Raw genomic sequence first — 18,637 nt, 5'->3', positions numbered from 1 at the left:
ACACAAGTCTATTTTTTTTCATTTATTTTTGATGAAATGTAAAATAGTACTTGGAGGATGCTGCAAAAAATAGAGGAGGAAGAACATGTCAGAAGAAAAGAAAACACAATTGTCTGAAGCGTTTTACGCACAAGACGACACAGTTGTTTTGGAGAAAATGAACACAACAACTGATGGATTAAGTGCACAGGAGGCTCAAAAGCGTTTAGAAACGTACGGGGAAAATGTGCTAGATGAAGGGAAGAAAAAATCACTTGCCGTGAAATTTTTTGAGCAATTCAAAGATTTTATGATTATTGTTTTATTAGCGGCAGCGGTCATTTCAGCCGTCTTTTCCCATGATGTGGTAGACTCGATTATCATCTTAGTGGTTGTTATCTTGAACGCCATCTTTGGGGTCATCCAAGAAGCTAAAGCGGAACAAGCCATTGAAGCATTAAAAGAAATGTCTTCACCAAATGCGAATGTTCGCCGTGATGGACACGTCATTACTGTTAAAAGCGATGAATTAGTGCCAGGTGACATTGTTTTATTAGAAGCAGGGGATGTCGTTCCAGCTGATTTACGTTTATTGGAAGCGAATAGCTTAAAAATTGAAGAAGCAGCGTTAACCGGTGAATCTGTTCCAGTTGAAAAAGAAGTAACCATCTTAGAGGGAACCGATATTGGTATCGGTGACCGAATCAATATGGCTTATTCCAATAGTAATGTGACGTATGGACGTGGTCTTGGCGTTGTGGTTGGCACAGGAATGAATACAGAAGTCGGTAAAATTGCTGGCATGCTAGCAAGCGAACAAGAAACGGAAACGCCTTTAAAACAAAACTTAAACCAATTGGGTAAAATGTTAACAATTGCCATTTTAGTCATTGCAGCGGTGATGTTTGTGGTAGGAATGATGAATGGTCGTTCATGGATTGACATGTTATTAACGTCAATTTCGTTAGCTGTAGCGGCAATTCCAGAAGGATTACCAGCGATTGTCACGATTATTTTGGCTTTAGGTACCCAAAAAATGGCCAAGAAAAATGCGATTGTCCGTAAGTTACCAGCCGTTGAAACATTAGGAAGTACAGACATTATCTGTTCAGATAAAACAGGTACGTTAACCTTAAATCAAATGACCGTTGAAGCGTTGTATACAGATGGTCAAGTGTTATCTGCTTCCACAGAAATCCCTGCCGATAATATGGCTTTAAAAATCATGAACTTTACGAATGATACAAAAATCGCTCAAGATGGTTCATTAATTGGTGACCCAACAGAAACTGCCTTAGTACAATTTGGTTTAGATCATGCGTTTAACGTAACCGAAAAAGTAGCAGCTGAACCTCGTGTGGCAGAGATTCCTTTTGACTCTGATCGTAAATTAATGACTACTGTTCATGAATTAAAAACAGGTGGCTTCCTAGTTTCTGTCAAAGGTGCACCAGATGAATTATTGAAACGTTGTACGGAAATCTTATCAAATGGAGAAACAAGTCCATTAGATGAAACAAAACGTCAAGAAATTTTGAAAACAAACACCTCATTAGCGAAACAAGCCCTACGTGTTTTAGGAATGGCTTATAAATATGTTGAGACGATTCCAGCCGAAATGAGTTCTGAACTTGTGGAAAAAGATTTAACATTTGCTGGTTTAGTCGGTATGATTGACCCAGAAAGAAAAGAAGCTGCAGATGCTGTAAAAGTCGCGAAAGAAGCGGGTATTCGTCCAATTATGATTACGGGTGACCACCGTGATACAGCAGAAGCAATTGCGGCACGTTTAGGCATCATCAAAGAAGGTGACGACGATGCAGTCATTACAGGCGCTGAATTAAATGAATTGTCAGATGAAAAATTCGCACAAGTCGTGGGACACTACTCTGTCTATGCTCGTGTTTCACCAGAACACAAGGTTCGGATTGTTAAAGCGTGGCAACAAGAAGGAAAAGTGGTTGCTATGACTGGTGATGGCGTAAATGATGCCCCAGCCTTAAAAGCTGCTGACATCGGGATTGGTATGGGAATTACCGGAACAGAAGTATCAAAAGGTGCTTCAGATATGGTCCTTGCCGATGATAACTTTTCAACAATTATTGTGGCAGTAGAAGAAGGACGTAAAGTTTTCTCAAATATCCAAAAAACGATTCAATATTTACTTTCAGCTAACTTAGGGGAAGTATTAACCTTGTTTATTGCAACAATGCTCAATTGGGATACCTTGTTACCTGTTCACTTATTGTGGATTAACTTAGTAACGGATACTTTCCCAGCGATTGCGTTAGGTGTGGAACCAGCAGAACGTGATGTGATGAGCCATGAACCTCGTGGTAAAAAATCGAACTTCTTCTCTGGCGGCGTTTTAAGCAGTGTTGTTTACCAAGGGATTACGCAAGGGGCATTGACTTTGATTGTGTACAAAATGTCAATTATGTTCCCAGCACATACCGCAGCTAACACAAACTTATCGGCGCAAGCGTTGTATGATTTACAACACGGCGATGCTTTAACCATGGCCTTCGCTACTTTGGGATTAATTCAATTGTTCCATGCCTTTAATGTGAAGTCGATTTATCAATCAATTTTCAAAGTTGGCTTATTCCGCAACAAATCATTTAACTATGGGATTCTTGTTTCGTTCTTGCTATTAGCTGCAACGATTGTTATTCCAGGATTTAATGATTTATTCAGCGTCACACATTTAGATGCATATCAATGGGCAATTGTAGCAGGTACTTCTTTTGCTATCATCCCAATTGTGGAAATTGTGAAGTTCTTCCAACGTAAAGCAGGTAAAGGTGCTTAATAAATAAGAAAAGAAAATTGGCTGGTACTTAAACCAGTCAATTTTTCTTTATGTAAGGAGTGAAAGGGCTTGAAACGGAAAATTATTTTCGAAACACAACGACTTATTGTCAGAGAATGGCAGTCGGAAGATGAAGCGGAATTGAAAAAATTTTTGCAAGATGAAAATGTGATGTATGCCTATGAACACGCTTTTTCTGATGAAGAGGTTGCAAACTGGCTAAAGTGGAACTTACAGTCCTATCAAGAATACGGCTACGGCTTATGGGCGTTAGAGAAGAAACGAACAGGCGAAGTCATCGGCGAGTGTGGTCTCACCAATCAATTAGTAAAAGGTAAGAGCTATCCAGAAATTGGTTATCATTTATGTGTGAAAGAATGGCACAAAGGGTATGCGATTGAAGCTGCCGCAGCGACAAAGCAATACGCATTCGATGTATTAAATTTTCCAGAAGTTATTTCAACGATTCGTGATACGAACTTAGCCTCTATGAATGTCGCTATTCGAAACCAGATGCTTGTTAGGGATCGATACATTAAAACATACCATGGCAAAACGATGCCTCACTATGTTTTCTCTGTTAAGAATCAAAAGAATGAAGACTGAAAAAGTGCCACTTGTCAGATGGAATAGAAAAAGTGTAAAATGGAGTGAAAGAGAAAAGGGAAAAGAGGGATGGTTATGAGACCAAATTTAGGATTTTACGTTCAAACAATTAATGATATCGTTAAAACAACAGAAGACATTGGCGAAGTCATGAATCCATATTACGAAGAAGTTCGTCAAGCGATCGATAAGAATAAAGTGAATGATTTAACAGCCGAACGAATTGCAGAAATTCAAGCAAAATTTAAAGAAGGTACTGAAAAATATGAATTAATGCTCAAAAAAGTCGGAACATTAAAACCGACGCCACAAGTACTTGGCATTCACAAAAAATTTCAACATGCTTATACAGAATATGTAGCAGGATGCAATGAAATGATTTTAGCAACAGATCCAGAAACAGGTATTGATGCAGATTTATTTAATGCTTCAGAGGAAAAGCAGGATCAAGCAACGGATGAATTAACCTTTGCCATTACGCGGATGAGCAACATTCTTTTGAAAAAATAAAAAACTAATAAAAATAACTAACGAATTTAATATTTTTTTCATGTCTTTTTTATGGACAAAAGAGAAAGTGTATTGTATTATTAATTCATACCAACAACAACCTTTTTATTTTTCATTTTACTCTTATTGAGTAAATACTCCTTTTCCATCGGCAAAACTGCCGGTGGTTTTTTTTGTTATTTTTTTTATTTAATAATAAAACAACCTTTGATTTTATTAAAATCAAAGGTTGTTTTAGCTTGTTAATTTTCAACATTTCGCACATAATCATCAAAGTATTGAATTAACTCTTTCTTGATTTGTTGATAATCTGCTTCAGAATAGTTCTTTTCTTCTAGCGTGCCATTAAAAAATGGCAAATTTAGTTCTTCTTTTAAACGTTCAATCACTTCTTCTTGCTTCATAAGGACCCCTTCTCAACGAATTGTTCTCTTCTATTATAGAACATTGTAGTCATCCGTCAATTGTTCAAAGGCAATTTTCATTTCCTCTAGACGTTCATTCAATTGATTGGTTTCATCTTCTTCATTGAAAAAATGTTGTTTTAATTCAAAATAAAAATTTTCGAAGGCTTGGAAAAAAGGCTCAGACTTGTTGTTTTCAAGAGCAGGAACACTTGTGTAGAGAACACGAGCGCTATGATAGTAAGTGAAAACCTCGTTAATATTTAATAAAATACGCGCTTCTTCTGGGCGTGGTCGACTTGTAACTAAGTCATGTAAAGATAAACTTTTTGTATGGGTTTCAGATAAATAAAATAAAAATAGTTCCAATTGCTCTTTTGTTGCAGACATGAAAACTCCTCCTCAAACAGTAGTAACATTTATTATAAATGAAAATGAAAGTGCTTGAAAAGCAATGCGCTCAGCAAAAATAATTATTTTAAGGGAAAACTATAGTTGTTGCTTTAGCATTCTTTTTAATCATGATAAACTGAGAGAAGTATAATAGGTCCTGACAGAGGAGGAAACAAATGAAAATTGTGATTATTGGTGCATCATTCGCAGGTATTTCCGCAGCAATTGCTTCAAGGAAAAAATATCCCCAAGCAGAAATTTCTTTAATTGACAAGCAAGCAACAGTGGGGTATTTATCTGGTGGCTTAAGTGCGTATTTTAATCATACCATCAATGAATTACACGAAGCACGTTACATAACGGAAGAGGAATTACGTCGTCAAAAGATTCAGTTGCTTTTAAATAGAGAAGTCGTGGCAATGGATGTTGAGAACCAATTGATTGCTTGGGCACAAAAGGAAGAGCAACAGTGGTATTCTTATGATAAATTGATTCTAGCGACAGGCGCAAGCCAGTTTTCCACGCAAATTCGTGGTAGTCAAACAGAAAAACTACTCAAATATAAATTTTTATCAGGTGCTTTAGCGGCTGTTCCATTACTGGAAAAAAGCCAGACAGTAGCTGTCATTGGTGCAGGACCCATTGGAATGGAAGCTATTGATTTTCTTGTGAAAATGAAGAAAACGGTCCATGTCTTTGAAAGCTTGGAAAATCTATTGCCTAAATATTTTGATAAAGAAATGGTCGCAGAAGTTCAAAAATCTTTGGAAAAACAAGCAGTAATTTTCCATTTTGAAGAAACGGTCCTAGGAATTGAAGAAACAGCAAATGGTATTGTTCTTGAAACAAGCGAGCAGGAAATTTCTTGTGACAGTGGGATTTTTGCTTTAAACTTACATCCTCAATTAGCCTATTTGGATAAAAAAATTCAACGGAATCTGGATCAGACAATCGCGGTGGATTCTTATTTACAAACTTCAGTGCCGAATGTTTTTGCCATCGGAGATTGCATTTCAGTTATGAATGAACCAGTCGCGGAAACTTTTTATGCTCCGTTAGTGAACAATGCGGTACGAACTGGCTTAGTAGTCGCCAACAATTTAGAAGAAAAAACACACCGATTCATTGGCTCTTTGCGAACAATGGGAACAAAAGTGGGGGACTATTATCTTGCTAGTACAGGTCTAACCGAAACGGAAGGTTTATTTTTTCCGCAAACACTTGCTTCCGTAATTGTTAGACAGCCAGCGCCGCCTCTACAACACGGGACAGAAATTTTAGGCAAATTAATCTATGATAAAGTGACGCAACGGGTCCTTGGGGCACAGCTTTGTTCAAAAAACAATTGTTTAGAAAAAATAAATACGTTAGCATTAAGTATCCAAACAGGTCAGACACTGACAGACCTATTACAAAAAGATTATTTTTATCAACCTTCCTTAACCAATATTTATGATATTACAAATTTGATGGGTGCTTCGGCTTATTGGAGAGAGAACGATGAAAGTTGAGACGTTATTGGAAAAGAAAGCGATGCGACAATTATTAACGGTGCAACAAACCATCTTAGCAGGCGGTACCTGCTCAGTCTCTGATTTAACAGCATTTTTAGCGGTCACAAAAGCCTCCTTTGAAAAAGACTTAGAGGATTTACATTATTTTTTGAAACCTTTTGGACAGGACTGTCAGCTTACTTATGATGGCCAGCAGCTATCAATCACCTTATCGGATTTTTTTTCGTTGAATCATTTAATTGAAGCATTTGTAAAAGAGTCTCTTAAATTTCAACTTTTAGATTATTTATATCGTAATAAAGAGTTTTCTATTGTTCAATTAACGACTAAATTTATGATTAGTGAGTCTTCTTTATTTCGAAAGATTAAGGAACTCAATCAATTGTTAGCCGCCTTTGATTTGCAAATAAAAAATGGACAACTACAGGGAGAAGAATTGCAGATTCGTTACTTTTACTTTCAGTTGTATTGGTATATTACTCCCTATGAAATACACCAGAAAAAAACGATGTCGCCGTTAAATAAACGGATAATTGAAGGGATTGAGACTGGCTTAGGTTTTACTTTTAATGAACATAATGCGTTAAAAGTTAGCCTTTGGTTGAGTATTACGAAAAAGCGCCTAGCGGTCACTTCAAAAAAATATCAACAATTGAGAAAGAAAATGATTGATTTTAAAGAAGATCCGTTATTTAAGCAAGTTCGACAATTGTTTTTCCGTTTTTCTAGTCGCTATTCATTAGAATTAGACGAAGGAGAAAGCATGATTCATTTTGTTTTTCTAATCACAATGTCGGTCTTACCAGAATCAGCTTTTGATGAATATTCCTTAATTCGGGGACGTCGTTCCGCTGTTTCTTTAGCTGATACGTTTATCTTGGAAAATGTGGTCTTGTATTATCGGCCCCATAAATTTGAACCTACTCTTGAGAAAACCATGGCTTACTATTTTTCACAAATTCATGGAAAACTGTATTTTTTTAAAGGAGAATTGGAAGTTTTTGATCGGGCCCATATCTGGGAAAAAGAACAGCAATTATCTAGTCGGGAATTAGCTTCTTTTTCAACAACGTTATTAGAAAAAGCTTTAGCTTGTTTTGATGAAACGTATCAACCAGGAGATAGTTTGCATGAACTTTCTCTGGTCAAATATTTAAGCGTGTTGGCATTAATTGAATTTAAAATGATTGGTGAAATAAAAATTGGAATTCATTTAGCAATGGATGCTCTTTATCAAGCGGCGTTAACACAAGTATTAATGCTTAGTCTTAAAAATATGAATGGCACGCTGGTGGAGAGGTATCAGCCTGAACAAACATATGATTTAATTGTGACCAATTATCAGCAAACGAGCTATCAAGGAACACCGGAAGTCTATGTTTTGTCAGAATTAAGTTCGACCTATGATGTGCAACAATTAAAAAAGAAAATACGCACCTTGCGGGAGAAATAAACAAAAGGTTGGTGTGACGGAAATTGTCTGATCCTCGCACCAGCCTTTTTACAATTAAAAGTCGAAAATTAGGCTTTTTTAAACAAAAATGTTTCTTTTTATTGAAAAATTAGAGATAATAAAAGTATTATTGAAAGCGTTGTCTTTGTTGGTTTTAGTAGAAATCCTTTCAATTTTTTTTAAATAAAAAAAGTTTTTGACATGTTTAGTTATTCTTTTATTTGTAAGATAGGGACATAAAGAAAACGATTTCAAAAACGTTTAGGAGGAATTATCATGGCAGAAGAAAAATACATTATGGCGATTGATCAAGGAACGACTAGTTCTCGTGCAATTATTTTTGATAAAAAAGGAAACAAAATTGGTAGTTCACAAAAGGAATTTACTCAATATTTTCCTAATGCAGGCTGGGTGGAACATAATGCCAATGAAATTTGGAATTCTGTTCAATCCGTTATTGCAGGTTCTTTAATTGAGTCAGGAGTGAAACCTACAGATATTGCCGGAATTGGGATTACAAACCAACGGGAAACAACCGTTGTTTGGGACAAAGCAACTGGGTTACCCATTTATAACGCAATTGTTTGGCAATCACGCCAAACGACACCTATTGCTGATCAACTAAAAGAAGATGGCTACAGCGAAATGATTCATGAAAAAACTGGGCTAATCATTGATGCTTATTTCTCAGCAACGAAGGTTCGTTGGATCTTAGATCACGTAGAAGGTGCGCAAGAACGTGCAGAAAATGGAGAATTGATGTTTGGAACAATTGACACTTGGCTCGTTTGGAAATTAACGGGAGATACTCATGTCACTGATTATTCAAATGCAAGTCGGACGATGTTGTTTAATATCCATGATTTAGATTGGGATCAAGAAATTTTGGATCTTTTAAATATCCCACGAGTGATGTTACCGAAAGTCGTTTCGAACTCTGAAGTGTATGGACTAACAAAAAATTACCATTTTTACGGAAGTGAAGTTCCTATCGCTGGGATGGCTGGTGACCAACAAGCCGCTTTATTTGGTCAAATGGCCTTTGAACCTGGGATGGTTAAAAATACCTATGGAACAGGCTCATTTATTGTCATGAACACTGGCGAAGAACCTCAACTTTCTAAAAATAATCTGCTTACCACTATTGGCTATGGCATTAACGGCAAAGTATATTATGCCTTGGAAGGAAGTATCTTCGTGGCTGGTTCAGCGATTCAATGGTTACGAGATGGCTTAAAAATGTTGCAAACGGCTGCGGAATCTGAAGCAGTAGCCAAAGCGTCAACAGGACACAATGAAGTTTATGTGGTTCCGGCATTCACTGGTTTGGGCGCACCATATTGGGATTCACAAGCGCGTGGGGCTGTCTTTGGATTGACACGTGGTACCACGAGAGAAGATTTTGTCAAAGCGACACTTCAAGCAGTTGCGTATCAAGTTCGTGACATTATTGACACGATGAAAGAAGATACAGGCATAGACATTCCTGTCTTAAAAGTAGATGGTGGAGCAGCAAACAATGATTTCTTGATGCAATTCCAAGCAGATATTTTAAACACTGCTGTTCAAAGAGCCCATAACTTAGAAACAACGGCCTTAGGCGCAGCTTTCTTGGCGGGCTTAGCGGTTGGCTTCTGGAAAGACTTAGAAGAAATCAAAGCATTCCAAGAAGAAGGACAACAATTTGAACCAATTATGGCGGAAGAAGAACGAGAAGATTTATATGAAGGTTGGCAACAAGCAGTAGCAGCTACCCAACAATTCAAACGTAAAAATAAGTAAATGGAAAAGGGGAATTTTCTATGACTTTCTCAATAGAAACACGCCGACAATCAATCGACGCTTTAAAAACACAACACTTAGATGTCTTAATTATTGGTGGTGGCATTACTGGCGCAGGCGTTGCCCTGCAAGCCAGTGCCGCTAAAATGAAGACAGGGTTAATTGAAATGCAGGATTTCGCAGAGGGCACCTCTTCACGATCAACCAAATTAGTTCATGGTGGTATCCGCTATTTGAAAACGTTTGACGTGGAGGTGGTGGCAGATACAGTGAAAGAACGAGCCGTCGTTCAATCCATTGCGCCACACATCCCTAAAGCGGATCCCATGTTATTGCCGATTTATGATGAGCCAAATGCAACATTTAATCTATTTTCTGTCAAAATAGCAATGGATTTATATGATCAGTTAGCTGATGTAACAGGTACCAAGTACGCCAACTATCTGTTGACAAAAGACGAGGTTTTGGCACGTGAGCCACAACTAAAAAGTGAAGGTCTACAAGGTGGCGGTGTTTATTTAGATTACCGAAATAATGATGCTCGTTTAGTTATTGAAAATATTAAACAAGCAGTAGCTGACGGGGCACATGCTGTGAGTCGGGTTCAAGCGGTGGGCTTTTTATACAATGATGAAGGTAAAATTACTGGCATTCAAGCAAAGGACCTACTAACTGACGAAAAGTTTGAGATTCACGCAGATGTTGTGATTAATACTACTGGTCCTTGGTCAGATAAATTAAGAGGCTTAGACAAAAATGATTCATTTACACCACAAATGCGTCCAACCAAAGGGGTTCATTTAGTTGTCGACAAAAGCCGTTTAAATGTTCCTCAACCAACGTATTTTGATACAGGTAAACAAGATGGCCGCATGGTCTTCGTTGTTCCAAGAGAAGAAAAAACATATTTTGGGACGACGGATACAGATTACCATGGAGACTTTCAACATCCAACAGTAGAACAAAGTGATGTGGATTACCTATTGGAAGTAGTCAATAATCGTTATCCAGAGGTGCAATTAACAATTGATGATATCGAAGCCAGCTGGGCTGGCTTACGACCTTTAATTTCTGCTAACGGTGGCTCAGATTATAATGGGGGAAACAATGGCAAACTTTCAGATAAAAGTATTGATGAAGTCATTGATGTCGTTGACAGATACCAAAAAAATCAAACAGATAAACGAGAAATTGAAGAAGTCCTAAACCATCTGGAAGACAGTTTGGTGGAAAATAAAGTCAATCCTTCAGCTGTCTCTCGAGGCAGCTCATTGGAAAGATCAGCGGATGGCTTGCTCACTTTGGCTGGTGGGAAATTAACAGATTATCGTAAAATGGCAGAAGGTGCGATGAAAATGATTCAAACCATCTTAGCAGAAGAATACCAGAAAGAATTCACCTTAATTGATTCTAAAAACTATCCAGTTTCAGGCGGGAAATTGAACCCTGCAACGGTAGACGAAGAATTAGAAGCGTTGGCAAAACATGGCGTGTCTAAAGGGTTAAGTGAAAAGGATGCATTATACTTAGCTCATTTATATGGCTCCAACGTACCAACTGTTTTTGAAATGATTGATGATGCCAAAGTAATTCCTGGTTTAACCTTAACAGAAACTGTCTCTTTAAACTATGCGATGGAAGAAGAAATGGCTTTAACACCCGTCGACTTTTTATTGCGACGGACCAACCACTTATTATTTATGCGTGATCGTTTGGACCAAGTGAAAGCGGGAGTCATTGAAGAAATGGCACAGCATTATCAGTGGACAGCGGAAGAAAGAGCACGACACATTGAAACATTAGAAAAAGTAATTGAAGAATCAGATTTAAAAAATTTGAAAGTAGGGTGAAGAAAAAATGGGAACTTCGATGATGACACAATTATTCGGTGAATTTTTCGGAACGATGATTTTAGTTTTACTAGGGGATGGCGTCTGTGCCGCAGTTAACTTGAAGAAAAGTAAAGCCTTTGCTTCTGGTTGGGTCGTTATTGCTTTAGGTTGGGGCGCTGCTGTTACATTAGCTGTTTACATGTCTGGGTATATGAGTCCAGCGCATTTAAATCCTGCTGTAACAGTTGCGATGGCAATTACTGGAAACTTTGAATGGGGCATGGTTTTACCTTATATCGTAGCTCAAGTCCTAGGCGGTTTTATTGGTGGTTTAGTTGTCTGGTTAGCTTATTTACCCCATTGGAACATTACAGAAGACAAAGGTGCTATTTTAGGAACCTTCGCCACTGGTCCAGCTGTCCGTAACTATCCAGCCAATGTTTTAACAGAAATTATCGGCACATTTGTCTTGGTTTTTGGTTTACTAGCCTTTTCTCAAAACGACTTAGCGGCTGGCATTAACCCAATGCTTGTTGGGATTTTGGTCTTAGGACTAGGTCTATCATTAGGCGGACCTACAGGTTATGCAATTAACCCTGCACGTGATTTAGGACCTCGTTTAGCGCACCAAATTATTCCTGTGAAAACAAAAGGTGATTCCGATTGGGCTTATTCTTGGGTGCCAATTGTGGGACCTATCTTAGGTGCTTCATTAGCTGCAGTAATTTATTTATTCACTATTTAATAAAATGAAATGTAAATAGTTGTTTTAGACAATAAAAAGCGCTTGTGAGAAGTAATCAATTCTTGCAAGTGTTTTTTGCTACATATTAAACCAAAAAAGATTCCCTTAGACATTTAGACAATTTGTCCAAATGCGGAACAGAACAATTTTCCTATATGATACAATAAAAGTGCACAAGTAAGTGGGGGAGTAACATTTCATACTTATTTGTCAATTTTAAGCTGGACAGTGTGTTATTCAGTAATATATACTAATTTAAAAAGGAGTAAATGATTTGAATGGGATAATGGTTTTGTTAGTGGGGACTGGGTACATTGGTTGGGTTATTTATAGAAATGGTCGTACGTATTTCCGTTATAAAAAAAATCTAAAAAAATATCAAACGACGCACCATCTAACGGACAGTGACCTAGAGATGTACCAAAGAATTATGGACGAATTAAAAAAACAAATTATTTATTTAAACGAACTAACGAATAAGTCACGAAATTTAAAAAAAATTGAACAAGTAGAACTGGGTGTTGCTTCCGCTAAGGGCATCTTTAAACACTTAGTGAAGTATCCAGAAGCAATTACTCATTTTAGTGATTTTTTATATCATAAGGTACCAGAGATTTTACGAGCATCAGAACGGTTTTTAAGCATTAAAGAAGATAAATTGTCAACAGAAGAAATAACACTTGCAACCAATGGTATCTTAAGTACCATACGAGTGTTGTCGGAAAGTATCACAGATGATTACGAAAAATTAGTCTCCGAAGCATCTGAGGAAATTGCCTTATCAAAAAAATTAGTGGAGAGAAAAAATGGCTAAACAAAAGAATTTTTATGATACATATGATGCGCTTTTTCAAAAGCCAAAATGGTCGTTTTTTCCTGTCACAAGAACAGACACAGTAAAGCAACTTCCTAACCCAAATAAAAAAGTGGTAAAACCACAGACGAAAAAAAAGAAAAAACAAAAAAAGAACAAAAAAATTATTTGGATAGGCATTGCTGTAGCAATTGGCTTTATAGTATATATTGATCTTGCGGAGAAAGATGATTATTGGGATTACTCCGCTTCATCAGAAGATGTTTATCCTTTAAAAGAAGCTGGACTTACCACAACTGGACCTGTTGATTTAGAAAAACCACTAAAAGTCACAATAGAAGAAAATAAACTTTTATTTAATCAAGGCTATCAAATAGAAATTATCGGCGATGCCGATATTGAAACCAGTGGCGGAAAGAACTTTTTAATTTTACCTTCTACAGAGGAGTATCCAGATACAAAATATCTAGGCAATATCAGTTTTTATGAAAAAAGAGACTATTATACATCGGCAGGTATGTACCTTTCTGGCAATCTTGTCAACAGTCTTTCTGATTATTTGGATACAAGTAAAGAGTTTATCAAAGCATACCCAATTGATAAAATTGCTGATGTACAAACCGGCTATATTTTAAAACGGAATCAAGGATATACAGACATCTCAAAATATTATCTCTTTAAAGATGGAACAGGATTTGAATCAGAAGTCTCTGTTGACCAATTGGAAAAGGTCAAAGATCCCAAAGACTATTCTTCTTTTGTAAAAACATACGCAAAAGAAGTCGCTTTTATAGAAAAAAGTTTTAAATTTGAGTCTACTGATGAGGAATCTCGATAGAGAAAATAGTTTTCAGCTTCAAGTAGCGCCTAGCAATACCTTTGTTGAAAAAATGTAAGAGCCTGAGACAAAAAACACTTTGGATCTTCGTCTCAGGCTTAAAAACTGATCAGCGGTGGAAGCGTAGCACTTTAAGGACTGAAGTACGACGTGTACCCACTTACTAGATTGTCTTTGAAGGTAACGTAGAAAAGAACAGCAATATACAAGCGACCTACAAACTATTTTCTGTCAGACTAAAACTGGCAGAAGTGGTTTGTAGGTTGCTTGTTTTCATTATGGCTGGTGAGACAGGTTGGCGCTTGATGTTTGTTTTAATATTGCAAATCAAAAATGGCGATACTTATTTTACTGAAAATTAGTTCCCAATCTTCTCGGGTTAATTCTTCTTCTAAAATGTAAATTCGGTCTATTTCTTTTGGTAAATCAAATAAGGGATAGTCAGTAATCACAATATCACAACTAGAAAAATCGGTTCGTTCAAAAATAATATCCTCACTAAATGCTTGCTTGATTTTCATCATAATAAAGCTAGCAATGTAAAAATCGCGAGAATAGGCAACACCAATTTTAATTTTTTTGCGGGGACTATAGTGCTTATAAATTCGTAACAACAATTCACATGTCCAAATTGGGTTCTCCTGATCCTTAAATCTTAACTGATAAGAGGAATGCGCTGAAAAATTTTGATAAAAAGCATAAATTTCTTTCTGTAAATCTTTTTGATAAGTACTATTTTTATTGACTAAAAAATCTAGAATTGCGGTATTTGGTTGCTGTGAAATAAATAATTGGTTATAGATAATATTTTTAAATAAAATAAGTAAGAAGTAATGACGATCAAATTCACGCATTTTTGGAATTTGAAAAACTTCGCAAAAATTGGTTAATAAAGAATCAACGTAGAAATATTCTGGGCAAGAAATTTCATTTAGAGCAGCCAGTAAATCTTTGGCTCGTTTTGCTGAATCAAAATTATCAATGGCAATGGGTGCAATGATATCTACAACCCGCTGTTGATCTTCTGAAAAATTTGATTGGGAACAAAAAATAGTTTGTTTTGAGTCTGAGAAAAGCCTTAAATAAGGATGTTCTTCAAATTCTTTTTGGAGATCATCTTCACAAGTATATGGAAAGCGATATTTTGCGATGTGTAAAAGTAAATTTAATTTTAGTAGAGAAGCGTGTTCCAAGCGTTCAAGAATTTCTGGTTTAATATGTTGCGTCAGTATATCTTCAAAATAAGTAGAGGTATAACGTGGTAAGGCTAAGGTATTTAAAAAGATGGTCCAGTAGACATCAAGAAAAGCATATAGAACTTGAAATTCAGAACCTGTAATCACTTTACTCGCCGAGGGGGAAAAATGGGCGGAAATTCCATACAAACCAAATAGTTTATTAATGTTATTTAACCGTTTGTAAATGTAAGATGAGCTAAAATTAGTTTCTTGACTCACTTTCCAGACAGAATTGTTTTCTTTTTTGATAATTGCTTGAAAAAGAATGAAGTCAGTAGAATGGACACAGTAATAATTAAATAATAAAAAATAGTGGGAAAGAAAATCATTGGAAGTCGTATGTAATGAAATTTTTCCGTGATGGATCTGAATCTCTAAGGTATTTTCAGGAAGGGTTGCTAAGTCTTCTTGAATTTCACGAAGATAAATTGATAAATTTTTAGTAGAAAGATCGAATTTTCGGGCAACACTAGATAAATCAAGGTTTGTTTGTTTTGCTAAGTATAAAAAGACAGCCAATTTTTTTTGTGTTTTCTTTGAAAGTAAAAATGTTTTTATGGCATCTTGTGTTTTGATGAGACTCACTCCTTAGTAATAACTTCTCTTTTATTATAATAGTTCGCCTAATAAATTGTAATAAAAAAGAACAATTCTCATTGGTTTATGAGAAAATAACAAGATATTCAGCAGGAAAACACCTGTGTCAGTCGACACAGGTGTTACGATGAGCAAAAAGAGCGGGTTCTTTTTTTATCAAATAATTTTCCAAAGTGACGTGATCAACTAAAGAATCAATCACCCCTTCTTTAGAAACTGAAAATCCTGCAGCCTGAATTGCTATTTGAATGGCTGCTTCAGTCGGATAACCTTTCGAAAGATAGGAGGCGAGCGCGCTGATAAAGCTGTCACTGGCACCAGTACTATCCACAGCTATATTTTCTGTTGCAGGGAAATAGCGGCACACTTGGGGTGTTTTTAATAACACGCCTTTTTTTCCTAAAGTAACAATGACATTTTTTACGCCCATTTCTAAGAAGTACGCCGCTTTCTCTTCTAATGTACCAGTATCTGGTTGAAGTTCCAATAATTCATCTTCATTGGGAATGAAAAAATCAACCTTTTCTAGTATATTCACTGGAATATGATGAATAGCAGCTGGTTTTAAAATAATCGGTACGCCTGAATGTTGGGCAATTTCACAAGCTTTCTCTACAGCAGACAAAGGAATTTCTGTTTGAATGAGACAAAAACTGGCATCCATAAATAGGTGTTTTTGCTGTGCGATTTTTTTAGGCGTAAGCGCTGTGTTTGCACCAGGTAAGATTGAAATCATGGAGTCGCCGCTTGTCTCAACATAAATATAAGCTTGACCAGTCTCAGTATCTTGAATACGTGTGATACCATCTGTCGTAACGTGGTATTTTTCTAATTCTTTATATAAGTAATTCGCATCTGTGTCTGAGCCTAAACAACCAATTAAGGTGGCCTGATGGCCCAGTTTGGTTAAGCCAACAGCTTGATTTAATCCTTTTCCGCCGGGGAATTTAGCATAGCTAGACAAAAAATTTGTTTTGCCGTTATGTGGTAAATTTGTTGAATACAGATAATTATCAACGTTTAAACTACCCACTACAATCATTTTGCTATGTGGATTAACACTAGACATGCCTAATGTATTTTTGTGATCTAGCACCAATTTTTCAGCCTCATTAATCAAGGCTGTTTTTTCTTTGCGTTTGTTAAGCAATGATAAGGCTAACTGGCTGCCAAACGTCTCTGTATCTAATAAGACGGAAGAAATATGATCAGGTAAAAATGAACGATCAATTTTTCGCTTAATTGCGAGTAAAGAGTAATTATCGGGGGTTCGCAAACCGCTCTGCTTTAAAAGCTGTTCCAAAAAAACAGCTTGGGTATAGTCATCGGTAAGGATACCCGTAATCCCATCTGTGATAAGCTGATTACTGAAATCAGCAGGGATAGTAGTTAAAATATTTTCTTTACTAAAGGGTAAATTGACATCAAATAAGGCTTTTTTATAGCCTGCAATAATTGCTTCTTTATATTTTTGGTTAGTGACGAAATAACTAATTTTTTTATGGTTATTCTGTAATAATTCTCGGGTTAAAACATAACTAGCTTCTTCATAAAGCCTCGCTAGAGAAGGCAATTCGTTAGTTGAGTGATTGACAAAATAATAAGGAATCGTTAATTCTTCTATAAATTTCGCGTATTGTTTACTGTTTTCATTGATTGGGTCCCAAATAATGCCGCTGGCTTGTTTTAAAGTTGGCGAGGTAATATTTTTCAGTTCTTGTTCTAAACTACCGTGACTATTTAAAATCAAGCAGCTATAGCCATTTTCTTGAGCTTTATCAATAAAGCTCGTTACCCAAGCCTCAAAAGTTTCATGGCTATTTAATAATAACACGAAGGTTTTTGTAGTACTATTTGTGACGAGATTTGCTGAGTAAGGTGTGTAGTTGTAATCTCGAACGATTTTTAAGACACGCTCACGGGTTTCTTTACTAATAGTTTGATCTTTATTATTTATAATTTTGGATACAGTTGAAGCGGAAACGCCAGCTAATTTTGCAATATCTTTAATATTCATCATTTTCGTCCTTTCACTGAACTCTTTTTTATAGTAAGCATTCTAAAAGCAGAAAGTCAAGAAAAAGCCTAATTATTTATTATTTAGAAATTCTGCTTGACTTTTAATGAAAGCGCTGTTAATCTCGAGTTAAGAAAACGTTTCCGGAAATGTTTTTCCTAAATGTGAATGGAGGAAGAAAAATGGATACAAAGAAAAGACCGATCATTATTGATACGGACCCAGGAATTGATGATGCTGTAGCTTTAGCGATTGCACTGAATCATCCTAACCTAGAAGTTCGCTTAATAACGACGGTTGCAGGGAATGTAGATGTAGAAAAAACAACAAATAATGCCTTGAAACTTGTCGATTTTTTTGGGAAAAAGGTTCCTGTAGCCAAGGGGTGTAATTGTCCGTTACTTATTCAATTGGAAGATTCTGCTGAGATTCATGGGGAGACTGGCATGGATGGCTTTGAGTTTCCGCAACCTATCTCTACGTGTTTAGATATTCATGCAGTGGAAGCTATGCGAAAAGAAATTCTGTCTAGTGATGTTCCTTTGACCATTGTTCCAATTGCTGCATTAACGAATATTGCTTTGTTACTGACCCTCTATCCAGAAGTCAAAGAAAATATTGCAGAAATCGTCATGATGGGTGGCTCATTAGCAAGGGGAAATACAAATACAAGTGCCGAATTTAATACGTATGTCGATCCACACGCTGCACAAATTGTTTTCCAATCAGGTGTCCCGCTAACAATGGTAGGATTAGATGTTACAAGTCAAGCTGTGTTAACGAATCATGAAGTAACAGCCATCAGAGCGCTTGGTAGAGTTGGGGAAATGTTTTATGGTCTTTTCCGTCATTATAGAGGCGGCAGTCTAACTACAGGTTTGAAAATGCATGATGTCTGTGCGATTGCCTATTTAACTTCACCAGAATTATTTGAGACAACTGAAACGTTCATTGAAGTTGCTTTGGAAGGTCCAGCTGCGGGAGCTACTGTTGCGGATTTAAAAATGAAGTATCATAAAAACACGAATGCCGTTGCCTGTATAGATGTAAATGTTGAAGCTTTTCAAAAATGGGTTGTCGAAAAAATGAAAGCGGTTAATTAA

15 protein-coding genes are annotated in these 18,637 nt (G+C 36.5%); 11 read left to right on the top strand and 4 right to left on the bottom strand.

Annotated elements, in window-relative coordinates:
* Positions 1-85: 85 nt before the first annotated feature.
* From IGL42_RS07960 to IGL42_RS07950, 3 genes are all read left to right on the top strand, one after another.
* A complete protein-coding gene (locus IGL42_RS07960) occupies positions 86-2,791 on the top strand; it encodes a cation-translocating P-type ATPase (RefSeq protein ID WP_002377094.1) in 2,706 nt (901 codons plus the stop codon).
* 69 nt (positions 2,792-2,860) lie between these two features.
* Entirely contained in the window at positions 2,861-3,397 is a 537-nt protein-coding gene (locus IGL42_RS07955; protein ID WP_002398454.1) for a GNAT family N-acetyltransferase, read from the top strand.
* Positions 3,398-3,466: 69 nt separating this feature from the next.
* On the top strand, positions 3,467-3,907 hold the full coding sequence (locus tag IGL42_RS07950) for a hypothetical protein (RefSeq protein ID WP_002385841.1): 441 nt from the start codon (positions 3,467-3,469) through the stop codon (positions 3,905-3,907).
* A 242-nt stretch (positions 3,908-4,149) separates the two neighbouring features.
* Here the strand turns inward: IGL42_RS07950 and IGL42_RS07945 are convergent, their stop codons facing one another.
* Together IGL42_RS07945 and IGL42_RS07940 are read right to left on the bottom strand one after the other, a co-directional pair.
* Positions 4,150-4,311 (bottom strand): hypothetical protein, encoded by a 162-nt coding sequence (locus IGL42_RS07945; protein ID WP_002357133.1) that lies wholly within the window; start codon positions 4,309-4,311, stop codon positions 4,150-4,152.
* Positions 4,312-4,344: 33 nt separating this feature from the next.
* A complete protein-coding gene (locus tag IGL42_RS07940) occupies positions 4,345-4,701 on the bottom strand; it encodes a hypothetical protein (RefSeq protein ID WP_002357135.1) in 357 nt (118 codons plus the stop codon).
* A gap of 179 nt (positions 4,702-4,880) precedes the next feature.
* Here IGL42_RS07940 and IGL42_RS07935 point away from each other — a divergent pair, with 179 nt between their 5' ends.
* The 7 genes from IGL42_RS07935 to IGL42_RS07905 all read left to right on the top strand — a co-directional run bounded on the left by IGL42_RS07935 (position 4,881) and on the right by IGL42_RS07905 (position 13,682).
* Positions 4,881-6,215, top strand: coding sequence for an FAD-dependent oxidoreductase (locus IGL42_RS07935; RefSeq protein ID WP_002360051.1), 1,335 nt, complete (start codon positions 4,881-4,883; stop codon positions 6,213-6,215).
* On the top strand, positions 6,205-7,671 hold the full coding sequence (locus tag IGL42_RS07930) for a helix-turn-helix domain-containing protein (protein WP_002397428.1): 1,467 nt from the start codon (positions 6,205-6,207) through the stop codon (positions 7,669-7,671). Before IGL42_RS07935 ends, IGL42_RS07930 begins: the two co-directional genes overlap by 11 nt.
* A 276-nt stretch (positions 7,672-7,947) precedes the next feature.
* Positions 7,948-9,453, top strand: coding sequence for a glycerol kinase GlpK (gene glpK, locus IGL42_RS07925; RefSeq protein WP_002357138.1), 1,506 nt, complete (start codon positions 7,948-7,950; stop codon positions 9,451-9,453).
* 20 nt (positions 9,454-9,473) lie between these two features.
* A complete protein-coding gene (glpO, locus tag IGL42_RS07920) occupies positions 9,474-11,303 on the top strand; it encodes a type 1 glycerol-3-phosphate oxidase (protein WP_002370986.1) in 1,830 nt (609 codons plus the stop codon).
* Between the two features lie 7 nt (positions 11,304-11,310).
* On the top strand, positions 11,311-12,030 hold the full coding sequence (locus tag IGL42_RS07915) for an MIP/aquaporin family protein (RefSeq protein ID WP_002357140.1): 720 nt from the start codon (positions 11,311-11,313) through the stop codon (positions 12,028-12,030).
* Positions 12,031-12,316: 286 nt separating this feature from the next.
* The gene (locus tag IGL42_RS07910) at positions 12,317-12,844 is read left to right on the top strand and encodes a 5-bromo-4-chloroindolyl phosphate hydrolysis family protein (RefSeq protein WP_002393600.1); all 528 of its coding nucleotides are present in this window, start codon (positions 12,317-12,319) and stop codon (positions 12,842-12,844) included.
* Positions 12,837-13,682: a hypothetical protein gene (locus IGL42_RS07905; RefSeq protein WP_010710567.1), complete on the top strand. Its 846-nt coding sequence runs from the start codon at positions 12,837-12,839 to the stop codon at positions 13,680-13,682. Before IGL42_RS07910 ends, IGL42_RS07905 begins: the two co-directional genes overlap by 8 nt.
* A 314-nt stretch (positions 13,683-13,996) precedes the next feature.
* Here IGL42_RS07905 and IGL42_RS07900 read toward each other — a convergent pair whose 3' ends face one another.
* Positions 13,997-15,505: a helix-turn-helix domain-containing protein gene (locus tag IGL42_RS07900; RefSeq protein ID WP_185776369.1), complete on the bottom strand. Its 1,509-nt coding sequence runs from the start codon at positions 15,503-15,505 to the stop codon at positions 13,997-13,999.
* 118 nt (positions 15,506-15,623) lie between these two features.
* Positions 15,624-17,537: a PfkB family carbohydrate kinase gene (locus IGL42_RS07895; RefSeq protein WP_010710566.1), complete on the bottom strand. Its 1,914-nt coding sequence runs from the start codon at positions 17,535-17,537 to the stop codon at positions 15,624-15,626.
* A gap of 146 nt (positions 17,538-17,683) precedes the next feature.
* Here IGL42_RS07895 and rihC point away from each other — a divergent pair, with 146 nt between their 5' ends.
* The gene (rihC, locus tag IGL42_RS07890) at positions 17,684-18,637 is read left to right on the top strand and encodes a ribonucleoside hydrolase RihC (RefSeq protein ID WP_002383111.1); all 954 of its coding nucleotides are present in this window, start codon (positions 17,684-17,686) and stop codon (positions 18,635-18,637) included.

Source organism: Enterococcus sp. DIV0712, assembly GCF_050554855.1.
GTDB classification, from domain to species: domain Bacteria; phylum Bacillota; class Bacilli; order Lactobacillales; family Enterococcaceae; genus Enterococcus; species Enterococcus faecalis.
Note: the sequence above shows the minus strand (reverse complement) of the source record. Positions and strands in the feature narration are given on the sequence as shown.

Coding starts and splice junctions, on each gene's coding strand:
- IGL42_RS07960 (WP_002377094.1), top strand. CDS start 86: ATGTCAGAAGAAAAGAAAACACAATTGTCTGAAGCGTTTTACGCACAA.
- IGL42_RS07950 (WP_002385841.1), top strand. CDS start 3,467: ATGGTTATGAGACCAAATTTAGGATTTTACGTTCAAACAATTAATGAT.
- IGL42_RS07945 (WP_002357133.1), bottom strand. CDS start 4,311: ATGAAGCAAGAAGAAGTGATTGAACGTTTAAAAGAAGAACTAAATTTG.
- IGL42_RS07940 (WP_002357135.1), bottom strand. CDS start 4,701: ATGTCTGCAACAAAAGAGCAATTGGAACTATTTTTATTTTATTTATCT.
- IGL42_RS07935 (WP_002360051.1), top strand. CDS start 4,881: ATGAAAATTGTGATTATTGGTGCATCATTCGCAGGTATTTCCGCAGCA.
- IGL42_RS07930 (WP_002397428.1), top strand. CDS start 6,205: ATGAAAGTTGAGACGTTATTGGAAAAGAAAGCGATGCGACAATTATTA.
- glpK (WP_002357138.1), top strand. CDS start 7,948: ATGGCAGAAGAAAAATACATTATGGCGATTGATCAAGGAACGACTAGT.
- glpO (WP_002370986.1), top strand. CDS start 9,474: ATGACTTTCTCAATAGAAACACGCCGACAATCAATCGACGCTTTAAAA.
- IGL42_RS07915 (WP_002357140.1), top strand. CDS start 11,311: ATGGGAACTTCGATGATGACACAATTATTCGGTGAATTTTTCGGAACG.
- IGL42_RS07910 (WP_002393600.1), top strand. CDS start 12,317: ATGGTTTTGTTAGTGGGGACTGGGTACATTGGTTGGGTTATTTATAGA.
- IGL42_RS07905 (WP_010710567.1), top strand. CDS start 12,837: ATGGCTAAACAAAAGAATTTTTATGATACATATGATGCGCTTTTTCAA.
- IGL42_RS07895 (WP_010710566.1), bottom strand. CDS start 17,537: ATGATGAATATTAAAGATATTGCAAAATTAGCTGGCGTTTCCGCTTCA.
- rihC (WP_002383111.1), top strand. CDS start 17,684: ATGTTTTTCCTAAATGTGAATGGAGGAAGAAAAATGGATACAAAGAAA.